Here is a 10,420-nt window from a genome sequence, read left to right as displayed (position 1 = left end):
CGAAATCGGAGGTGCGACGGTCCAGTAGTCCGGTATCCAGCCGGCCCGCAACGACATCGGGATCCGTCAGCAGGAAGCGCAGGAACTCGATGTTGGTGGTGATACCGAGAACGGCGGTGTCGGCCAGCGCCCGGTCGAGGGCACGTAGTGCAGCGGGCCTGTCGTCGGCATGCGCGATGACCTTGGCCAGCATCGGGTCGTACTCGCTGCCGATCACCGTGCCACGCGACAGTCCGGAATCCACCCGCACTCCCCTGCCCTGCGGTTCGGCGAGGCCGAGGACTTCACCGCCGGTGGGCAGGAAGCCGCGCGCCGGATCCTCGGCGTACACGCGCGCTTCGATGGCGTGTCCGCTCATGGCGATATCGGCCTGCGTGAGCGGCAGCTTCTCCCCCGCTGCGATCCGTACCTGCAGCTCGACGAGGTCGACGCCGGTGACCATCTCGGTCACCGGGTGCTCGACCTGCAGTCGGGTGTTCATCTCCATGAAGAAGAACTCGTCGGGACGGTCCGCGGAGACGATGAACTCCACGGTGCCTGCGCCGGTGTAGTCCACACTGCGGGCCGTGTCGCAGGCCGCCGCGCCGATGCGGGCCCTGGTCGATTCGTCGAGCAATGGCGACGGCGCCTCTTCGATGACTTTCTGATGGCGGCGCTGCAGACTGCATTCGCGTTCGCCGAGGTGCACGACGTTGCCGTAGCCATCGGCGAGCACCTGCACTTCAATGTGGCGGGGGTTCAACACAAATCGTTCGAGGAACAAGGTGTCATCGCCGAACGCAGCACCGGCCTCCCTGCGAGCGCCGGCCAGCGCCGCCGGTAACTCCGACGGCTCATGCACCACCCGCATGCCCTTGCCGCCGCCACCGGCCGACGGCTTGACCAGGACCGGGTACCCGACCTCGTCGGCTCCGGCGATCAGATCCGCGTCGGTGAGACCCGGTCGCGAGACCCCAGGCACAACCGGCACGTCGAACGCCGACACCGCCGCCTTCGCTGCGATCTTGTCGCCCATCGTCTCGATCGCGCCGACCGGCGGTCCGATGAAGACGATGCCGGCCGCCTCGAGACCGGCGGCGAATTTCGCGTTCTCCGAGAGGAATCCGTATCCGGGATGGACCGCCTGCGCCCCGGTGCGCTGTGCCGCTGCCACGACCGCGTCGATGTCGAGGTAACTGCGCCGGGCCGCCGCAGGTCCGATGCGCACCGCGACATCGGCCTCGGCTACATGACGCGCGCCGGCGTCGGCGTCGCTGAACACCGCCACCGAGCGTATGCCCATCGTCCGCAGCGTGCGGATGACCCGCACGGCGATCTCGCCGCGGTTGGCAACCAAAACGGTATCGAAACCCATAGAAGACTTTGACGGCATGGCAATCACATCCGGAAGACGCCGTAGGAGATGGACTCGAGCGGCGCTTGACCGACAATCGAAAGCGCCAGTCCCAGAACTGTTCTGGTGTCGGCGGGATCGATGACCCCGTCGTCCCAGAGTCGCGCCGTCGAATAGTACGGGTTGCCCTGGCTTTCGTACTGTTCCCGGATCGGCGCCTTGAACTGCTCCTCCTGCTCGGCGGTCATGTCACCGCGAACGGTGGCCAGCACCGAGGCGGCCTGTTCGCCGCCCATCACCGAGATTCGCGCGTTCGGCCACATCCACAGGAAGCGCGGTGAGTACGCTCGCCCGCACATGGAGTAATTCCCCGCGCCATAGGAACCGCCGATGACCACGGTGAGCTTCGGCACCCGCGCGCAGGCGACGGCGGTGACCATCTTCGCACCGTGCTTGGCAATGCCGCCGGCCTCGTAGTCGCGGCCGACCATGAAGCCGGCGATGTTCTGCAGAAACAGCAGCGGAACCTGGCGCTTGTCGCACAGCTCGATGAAATGGGCGCCCTTCTGGGCGGATTCACTGAACAACACGCCGTTATTCGCCACGATGCCGACCGGGTGCCCGTGAATTCGGGCGAAGCCGGTCACCAGCGTGCTGCCGTAATCGGCCTTGAATTCAGCGAACTCGCCACCGTCGACGATGCGGCTGACCACCTCGTGGACGTCGTACGGCACGCGCGGGTCAACCGGCACGACGTCGTATAGCTCGGTCTGGTCGGCAACGGGATCAACCGTCGGCGATACGTCCCACGGCGGCCGCAAGCGTGGCCCGAGCGTGTCGACGATGCGGCGGACGATCCGCAGCGCATCGCGGTCGTCGTGCGCCAAATGATCTGTGACGCCCGAGATTTTGGAATGGAGGTCGCCACCACCAAGATCTTCCGCGGTGACGACTTCGCCTGTAGCGGCTTTCACCAGCGGCGGTCCGCCGAGGAAGATGGTGCCCTGATTGCGCACGATCACGGCTTCGTCGCTCATCGCAGGCACGTATGCACCGCCCGCGGTGCAGGAGCCGAGTACGGCGGCGATTTGGGGAATGCCTTCGGCGCTGAGGTTGGCCTGGTTATAGAAGATCCGGCCGAAGTGGTCGTGGTCGGGGAACACCTCGTCCTGGCGCGGCAGGAACGCGCCGCCGGAATCCACCAGATAGATGCACGGCAGCCGGTTCTGCCCGGCGATCTCCTGGGCGCGCAGGTGCTTCTTGACGGTGATCGGGTAGTACGTGCCGCCCTTCACTGTGGCGTCGTTGGCGACGATCACGCATTCGCGTCCCGAGACCCGGCCGATGCCCGCAATCATTCCCGCGCCCGGACATTCGTCGTCGTACATGCCGTCGGCGGCCAGCGGCGCGAGCTCCAGGAAGGGGCTGCCGGGGTCGAGTAGGCCGTCGACACGATCACGGGGCAGCAGCTTGCCGCGGCTGACATGCCGCTCGCGTGCACGTTCAGGACCGCCGAGTGCGGCGGCGGCGAGCTTCGCGCGAAGCTGACTCACCAGCTCGAGGTGCGCCTCGCGGTGGGTTACCGGCGGTGCCGTCATCCAGACCCGTTCGTTTGAGTTAATCGTGACTAACTCATGGTATGTTAGTCACGATTAACCGAAATGTCCACCATCTGGAGGGAGGCGCCGATGTCGAGCACCGTTCCGGCGCCAATGCCCGCCAGCACGCGGCGCAGCCGGGCCAAGTCGGACCGCCGCTCTGCGCTGATCGCCGCGGCCGAGCGGCTGGTCGCCGAGCGCGGATTCCTCGCGGTGCGGCTCGAGGACATCGGCGCCGCCGCGGGGGTCAGCGGCCCCGCGATATACCGGCACTTCCCCAACAAAGAGGCACTATTGGTCGAGCTGCTCGTCGGGATCAGTACCCGCCTACTGGCCGGCGCCGCCGACGTCGTCGCGCAAGCAGACGAGCCCGCCGATGCGCTCGACGGCCTGATCGACTTCCACTTGGACTTCGCGCTTGGCGAACCGGACTTGATCCGGATTCAGGACCGCGATCTCGGCTATCTCCCGCCGACCGCGAAGCGCCAGGTTCGCAAGGCGCAACGGCAATACGTCGAGATCTGGGTCGACGTCCTCCGGCAACTCAACGACTCGCTCAACGAAAGCGACGCCAGGTTGATGGCGCACGCGACGTTCGGATTGTTGAATTCGACACCACATTCGGTGCAGCCCAACGCAACAAGAGCGGCCGAGGCCAGCTCGCGCGCCGTCCTACGAGCAATGACGGTCGCCGCGCTGACCTCGGCCGGATACGGGGCTAGGCGTTAATACCAGACTTTTCGGCCGCCGACTGCGCGACCCGTGGCACCCAGGATCCAGAAGACGGCACCGATGACGATCAGAACGATGCCGATGTAGGTCAGGATCGATATGCCGAATATCAGCCCAAGAATGAGCAAGATGGCACCCAGGACGATCATTGGTTACTCCATTCTCGTGAATTAATAAGTGCCAGTGGGCTACTGGCTGGGCTCCGGAACATTGCACTCGGTCACCTTTGGATTGACACCCGCGTAGTTGAGCGGTCCGGCGACCACGGTCAATGCGATGCTGCCCGCTGTGGCGCAATTGGATTCGCCGCCCGTGAAGTAGTCACGTTGATAGGCGGCTACCACGCCGATCAGTAGCCAGACGAGCACAATGACACCGAGGATTCCGCCACCTCTCATGCTGCGCCTCCATTCGTTTGGCGCCCTAACAGGCGCGCAGCGATGTTTACCCGGCAGACAATTTCCCCAAACGTGGCTACAGCGACGATTCGGTCACGATGTCCGCGTTCGCGTCGAACGCCGCGATCAGCCACTCGGACATGGCCTTGACCAGCACCGCGCGATTCTCGCGCTTGTCGATCTCGTGCCCGTCGTCATCGAACATCAGCATTTCGACCCTGTGGTTGCGGGATCGCAATTCCTCAAACATTTGCTGTGATTCGCTGGGCGGAACATTGGTGTCGTTGGCTCCGTGCACAAGCAGCAGCGGAGCCCTCAGTGCGTGCGCTCGCTGTAGCGGCGACAACTGCTCCAGCAGTTCGCGATCGCTGACCGGGTGACCGTATTTGGGATACGCCGCGGCAGCGATCCACGGTTCGGTGTTGCGGTACCACGCGTTCAGATCGCTCATGCCGCAGATGCTGATGCCCGCGGCGAACAGTTCGGGATGAAAACTGAGCGCCGCCTGTGTCAGATAGCCGCCGTAGGACCACCCGCAGCAGGCGATGCGGTCAGCCGGCGCAAGATCGTTGTCCACCAGAAACCGCACCGCGTCGGCGACGTCATCGATCGCGGCGAACCTGCGTTCCTTGTCGTCGGCATGCATGAACGAGCGGCCAAATCCCCCCGAGCCCCGCACATTCGGGAGGAAGACGCTGATGCCGGCCTCCAGCAGCGGTGGAAAGAACTCGTTGTATCCCGGGCGTCCCTGACCTTCCGGCCCGCCGTGCAAGAACAGCATCGCGCCGATCTGTTCGGTATCCGCGCGCGGGCGAAACAGCCATCCGGTGAACTGCAGCCCGTCGCGGGCGGTGACCGTTTCCAGCGTCGGGTCCGAGGCGACCGGCCCGGTGCTGGGTTCGCGGTCGACGGGTTCCCATTCGCGAGTCCGGGGGTCGACCAGTTCGACCGTCGGTGGCGTCGATGGACCTTCGACGGTCATCGCCAACATCGATCCGCCCGCGCTGATACTGAGTTCGCTTGCAACCATGCCTGGCAGCGGAATTGGCTCGTGCAACGTATAGTCGGCAAGTTCGAGGATCTGTAACTCGCTCGCGCCGTGAAGGTTCCACAGCAGCGCCACCGTCGAGAGGTCGTCGCTGACGGTGAACTCGTCGAGTTCGTAGCCTTCGCGCTCGGCGATCACTTGATACGACACGCCGTCGGGGGTGGTGGTGACTTCCAGCAGCCGCGCGTGCTCTGCCCCGTTCTCGCTGCGGATCAGCGCACGCACAAAACCTTCGGCGCTACTGAGTCCGTACATCTTGGCCGGGTGGTATAGCTCGTAGGTTTCCCCTTCGACGCCTGCCCGCAGTCGGCGCGGATGGTGGTCGTCGAGAATGATCCCCATATCGGTTGTCGAGCCGGGATCATATGGCAGCAAGGCGATTTCGGTCAGGCCGTGCAGCATGATCAGGTCGCGATAGCCGCGCGGCCCGACCCGCACCAGGGCTGCGCCCGCCCATGAGTCGACCAGCCGGCCGCTCGAGCGGCGGTCCAGCACGACGGTCGTGCCGTCGGCCGGATTGATCAGGCATGAGCTGCCGACGCCGTCCTCGCCGGTGAGGATGGCCGCCACCTGGGTGCCGTCCCAAGCGATCAGCTCGGCGGTGCCTTCCAGGGCGCTGTCAGGCCAAGAGTCGATCCTGCGCGCGTCTCTGTCGTCGGGATCGGTTGTCACTACCCAGATCTGGTTGCGGGTTCCGCCTTCAGGGGCAACCTGGCACGCCAGCCAATGGCCGTCGGCGGAGTGCAGGACTCGGGTGACGGCGCCTTCGACGGGGAGTTCGACGTCACGCGACGAACTGGCCCGCCAGCCGCGCAGAAATCGCTGCACCGCCCGCGGGTAACCGCCGTCGTCGACGAGGTGCGCGAACGCCGTCGCGTCAGGCGACATCGACGCGCCGTAGACCCGGCGTACCTGCTCTGCCACGAAACTAACCTTGCATACTCTCGAACGACATGGCCGCCAGCCCCCGTGCGATCGTCACGGCGTGCACACGTTCGACCGGGTCAGCGCCCGCTGGGATCGACGGCTTCGTCATAGCTGGCCGTGGCAGCTGGGCCGGATTCGCGGTCGGGTGGGTGTCCCAAAGGCACTGGGGGGTCATCAATTACGTCTACCGTCGCATCTGGCCGGGCGCCAGCGGTTTCCGCGATGAGTTGGTCGACGACATCCGTGAGGTGTCCGCGGCGTCGTAACGCGCGGCGCTGACGGGCAGCCGATGTGCCTGCGGTGAGTGCCTGGCGGGTGAGCTCGGTGATCATGTGCCAGTCCCCTGCCGCCTCCAGCTGCGGACGCAGCGAGCGCACGAGTTCGGTGAGGACGTCGCCTGCGGGCCGGCTGACTGGACCGTGAACGTCGACCAGCTCACCCTCCAGACCGGACCTGGCCGCCCGCCACAAGGCGGCCCGGCCCAGCGGCGGCGACACCTCGACCGCGGGCACACCTGCGCGGAGCCCCTGGACCTCGCGATCGACCAGAGCCCGGAACAGCCCGGCGATCAGCACGATGGTGTCCATCGAGGGGCAGCTGTCGCACACCCGCAGTTCCAGCGTGGGCGCTGCGACGGCCGGACGGACGTCGAAATACACCATCCCGGCGTCCGCGATCACTCCGCTTGCCACCAGGTCGGCCACGAGTTCGTCGTATTCAGCGGCCGAGGACACGGGCGCGGCCAGTCCCGTCGTCGGCCAGCGCTGCCACACCAAGGTGCGCACGCTGGAATAGCCGGTGTCGGAGCCGTCGGACCAGAACGGCGAACTGGCCGACAGCGCCAGCAGGGTCGGCACGTACGCAGATACCCGGCTGGCCACCACGACCGACTCGTCGCGGTCCGCAACGCCGACGTGCACCTGCGTGCCGCAGATCAGCTGTTCGCGTGCCAGCAGCTGGTAGTCAACGAGCATCTGCCGGTACCGAGCAGTTTCCGTGACATGCATTTCAGCGGGCACCGACAGCGGCATCGCGCCGGCGGCCACCACACCCATGCCCAGCCTGGCCGCGGCGTCGACGAGCTCCTTGCGGTGCCTTTGCAGGTCGGCGCGCAGCCCGTCGAGGGTGTCGACAACGCAACTGTTCATTTCGACCACGCAGCGCTGCAACTCGGCGACATAGCTGTCGGAAAGCATTCCCAGCAGCTCCGGCGCGCGAGCCGTCAGCCGCCTGGTCTTCAGGTCGACGAGGTGAAATTCCTCCTCGACACCCATTGTTCGCGGCATGACGCCTCGATTCGCCACGAGAATTGACGCGCAATTACCTCAGGGTTAACCGCAGTTGTCGGTGGTAAACGCCGAAGCTAGCTCTTTCGCCGATGCAGGCCGCCGCGACGATCAAGCCTTTCGACGAGCTGCACAGGTACCCTGCAGCCATGAGGTGGGCATGACCGATTCACCACGCCGTGACGGGACCGAGCCTCCCCAACCGCCTGGCGACAGCTACCCGGGATACACCGACCCCGCGTATGCGAGCCAAGCGCCGTACGGCTCGGCTTACCAGCCCCCCGCCACGCCGAATCCCACCGAGCAGCTGCCTGCGTACTCGCCGTATGGCTACGACCCGCGAGCGACCGGCCAGTACGGTGCCCCATACCCGCCCGGCGGAGACGCCCAGCAGCCGCCTCCGCCGGAGGAGCCGAATTCGCCTCGTTGGCTTTGGGTGTTGGCTGCAATCGCGGTCCTGGCCGTGGTGGGACTGGTTATTGCGTTGGTGATCGTCAACAGCTCCAGACAGCAAACCGTCGTCGCCCCGCTGCCTTCACCGCCGGAGCCGAGTTTCACGACGCCGAGAACGTCTTCGCCACCCACGACCTCACGCACGCCCACGGTTCCGGTGCTGCCGCTGCCGACGTTGCCGACAACCACCGCGCCCACCGAGCCGACAGCGCCGGGCGAGACGGAGACCGTGGTGTACGACGTGTCCGGTGACGGCCGGGCCATCAACATCACCTATGTCGACACCGGCGGCGTGCTGCAGACGGAGTTCAATGTGATGCTGCCGTGGAGCAAGGAGGTCGAGCTGCCTGCACCGGCCGAGGGCTCCGCCAGTATCAGCATCATCAACGTCGGCCGCGAGGTGACCTGTTCGATCACGATCAATGGCGTCCCGGTCCAGCAACAAACCGGCTCGGCGCTAACCTTTTGCACCACAACGGGTTAACGCGCCGTCTGCTGTCGCGGCACCTTCACTGCGAGCATCGCCACCAGTCCGGCCGCGAGGACCAAACACAGGCCCCCCATCCCGGCACGGTCGGTGCCGAACCACGCGATGAACGTGGCGAACAGCGTCGGCGCAAGGAACGAAACGGCCCGGCCCGTCGTCGTGTACAGGCCGAACGCAACGCCCTCTTTGCCCTCGGCGGACATACGTAGCATCAGCGTCCGCGCCGCCGACTGCGCGGGGCCGACGAAAAGGGTGAGCATCAGGCCCAGGGTCCAGAACACCAGCTGCCCGGACAGCGTCATCATCGTGAGCCCAACGGCGATCATCGCCGCCAGTGAGCCGACGATGACCGTCTTGGAGCCGAGCCGGTCATCGAGCAGTCCGCCGATCATTGCGCCGATGGCGGCGATCACGCTGGCGGCCATGCCGAACAGCAGGACGTTCGCCCCGCTGATGCCGTAGACGCTGACGCCGAGTACCCCGCCGAACGCGAAGATGCCCGCGAGACCGTCGCGGAACACGGCGCTGGCTAGCAGGTAGTAGACGATGTTGCGGTCGCGACGCCATTCGCCGACGACTTCTGACCACAGCTTGCGGTAGGCGCTGAAGAGGCCGATGGGCTGCCCTCGCTCGCCCGGTTCCGGTGTCTGCGTTGGCACCGCGATGAGCACCGGAAGCGCGAACAACGCGAACCACACCGCGGTCAGCAGCATCGCCGCCCTGATGTTCTGGCCGTCCTCGACCGCGATGCCCAACAGGCCGCGGCTGTCGCCGTCGCCGGACATGAAGCCGAGATAAACGAGCAGCAGGAGCACGACCGTGCCGCAATACCCCATCCCCCAACCGAATCCGGAGACCCGGCCAGAAGTCTGCGGAGTGGACAGCTGCCGCAGCATCGCGTTGTAAGGGACGGTGGCCAGTTCGGTGCAGGCGGCCGTGGCGGCCAACAAGACCAGGCCGATCCAGAAGTATCGATGATCGTCGCGGACCACCGCCATCGCCGCTGTCAGCACGACCGAGAGACCGGTGAGCGCGGCAAGTACCCGGCGCCGGCGCCATGGCGCGTCCACCCAGATCCCGGTCACGGGTGCGAGCACCGCGACCACGACGCCCGCGGCGGCCAGCGCCCACCCGAGCCAGCTCGTCGGGCTGGTGTCGCCCGGCAGACCCGCCCCGACGGTGTTGGTCAGGTAGATCGGGAAAACGAAGGTGGCGACGATCGCGCTGACCCCGGTTGAGCCGCAGTCCCACAAAGCCCACGCGAGCACCTGCGACCGGCCCGCCGTGCGCACGGACTGCATGCCTGAATCGGGTGGCTCGCTCATGGTCCGCCCACGATATAGTCCGGCCCATGTCAGTACCCGCTCCCAGCGCAGACGCCCGTGCTGTCGTCACCGGCGCCTCGCAGAACATCGGCGAAGCGCTGGCCACCGAGCTTGCCGCCCGCGGACACAACCTGATCGTCACCGCCCGCCGAGAGGACGTGCTGAGAACGCTGGCGGACAGGCTCACCCAGCAGTACGGGGTGACGGTCGAGGTGCGCCCCGTCGATCTCGCCGACCCGGCCGAACGCACCAAGCTCTGCGACGAGCTGGCCTCCCGCAACATCTCGATCCTGTGCGCGAATGCGGGCACCGCAACGTTCGGTCCGGTCGCCGTCCTGGATCCCGCCGATGAGAAGGCTCAGGTACAGCTGAATGTGCTTGGCGTGCACGATCTTGCGCTTGCGGTGCTGCCCGGGATGGTCGAGCGCAAGGCCGGCGGCATCCTGATCTCCGGTTCGGCCGCCGGTAATTCGCCGATCCCCAACAACGCCACCTATGCGGCCACCAAAGCGTTCGTCAACACGTTCAGCGAGTCGTTACGCGGCGAACTCAAGCGCGCCGGTGTGCACGTCACGCTGTTGGCGCCAGGGCCGGTGCGCGAAACGCTGCCTGAGGAACACGAACAGTCGCTCGTCGAGAAGCTCATACCGGACTTCCTGTGGATCTCCACCGAGTACACCGCGAAGCTGTCGCTGGATGCGTTGGAGCGCAACAAGATGCGCGTGGTGCCGGGGGTGACGTCCAAGGCGATGTCGGTGGCCGCCGGCTACGCCCCACGCGCGATCGTCACCCCGATCGTCGGCGCGGTCTACAAAAAACTCGGCGGCGGCTAG

At 66.2% G+C, this 10,420-nt stretch carries 9 protein-coding genes and 1 pseudogene; 3 read left to right on the top strand and 7 right to left on the bottom strand.

Annotated elements, in window-relative coordinates:
• On the bottom strand, window positions 1-1,354 hold a 1,354-nt coding region (locus VFH65_RS09410; RefSeq protein ID WP_353320910.1), incomplete at its 3' end, for an acetyl-CoA carboxylase biotin carboxylase subunit.
• A 23-nt stretch (window positions 1,355-1,377) separates the two neighbouring features.
• Window positions 1,378-2,931, bottom strand: coding sequence for a carboxyl transferase domain-containing protein (locus tag VFH65_RS09405; protein WP_353320908.1), 1,554 nt, complete (start codon window positions 2,929-2,931; stop codon window positions 1,378-1,380).
• Window positions 2,932-3,021: 90 nt separating this feature from the next.
• Here VFH65_RS09405 and VFH65_RS09400 point away from each other — a divergent pair, with 90 nt between their 5' ends.
• On the top strand, window positions 3,022-3,660 hold the full coding sequence (locus tag VFH65_RS09400) for a TetR/AcrR family transcriptional regulator (RefSeq protein ID WP_353320913.1): 639 nt from the start codon (window positions 3,022-3,024) through the stop codon (window positions 3,658-3,660).
• On the opposite strand, the gene VFH65_RS09395 is transcribed toward VFH65_RS09400, so the two are convergent.
• From VFH65_RS09395 to VFH65_RS09380, 4 genes and pseudogenes are all read right to left on the bottom strand, one after another.
• Window positions 3,657-3,812 carry a hypothetical protein gene (locus VFH65_RS09395; protein WP_353320906.1) on the bottom strand — a complete coding sequence of 52 codons (156 nt, stop codon included), beginning with the start codon at window positions 3,810-3,812 and terminating at the stop codon, window positions 3,657-3,659. The genes VFH65_RS09400 and VFH65_RS09395 overlap by 4 nt on opposite strands.
• A 39-nt stretch (window positions 3,813-3,851) precedes the next feature.
• Entirely contained in the window at window positions 3,852-4,061 is a 210-nt protein-coding gene (locus tag VFH65_RS09390; RefSeq protein WP_353320904.1) for a hypothetical protein, read from the bottom strand.
• 76 nt (window positions 4,062-4,137) lie between these two features.
• Window positions 4,138-5,997: an alpha/beta hydrolase family protein gene (locus VFH65_RS09385; protein WP_353320911.1), complete on the bottom strand. Its 1,860-nt coding sequence runs from the start codon at window positions 5,995-5,997 to the stop codon at window positions 4,138-4,140.
• Window positions 5,998-6,245: 248 nt separating this feature from the next.
• Window positions 6,246-7,322 (bottom strand): annotated as a pseudogene (locus VFH65_RS09380) (carboxylate-amine ligase); the annotation flags it as partial.
• A gap of 160 nt (window positions 7,323-7,482) precedes the next feature.
• On the opposite strand from VFH65_RS09380, the gene VFH65_RS09375 reads away from it, so the two are divergent.
• On the top strand, window positions 7,483-8,259 hold the full coding sequence (locus VFH65_RS09375) for an MmpS family transport accessory protein (protein WP_353320902.1): 777 nt from the start codon (window positions 7,483-7,485) through the stop codon (window positions 8,257-8,259).
• Here the strand turns inward: VFH65_RS09375 and VFH65_RS09370 are convergent.
• Window positions 8,256-9,587, bottom strand: coding sequence for an MFS transporter (locus VFH65_RS09370; protein WP_353320901.1), 1,332 nt, complete (start codon window positions 9,585-9,587; stop codon window positions 8,256-8,258). The two genes, VFH65_RS09375 and VFH65_RS09370, sit on opposite strands and share 4 nt — an antisense overlap.
• A 26-nt stretch (window positions 9,588-9,613) precedes the next feature.
• Between VFH65_RS09370 and cmrA the strand changes: the two genes are divergently transcribed.
• Window positions 9,614-10,420 carry a mycolate reductase gene (cmrA, locus tag VFH65_RS09365; protein WP_353320900.1) on the top strand — a complete coding sequence of 269 codons (807 nt, stop codon included), beginning with the start codon at window positions 9,614-9,616 and terminating at the stop codon, window positions 10,418-10,420.

Origin of the sequence: Mycobacterium sp., from assembly GCF_035697385.1 — a bacterium.
Classification (GTDB): Bacteria; Actinomycetota; Actinomycetes; order Mycobacteriales; family Mycobacteriaceae; genus Mycobacterium.
This window is presented reverse-complemented; position numbering and strand designations above follow the sequence as displayed.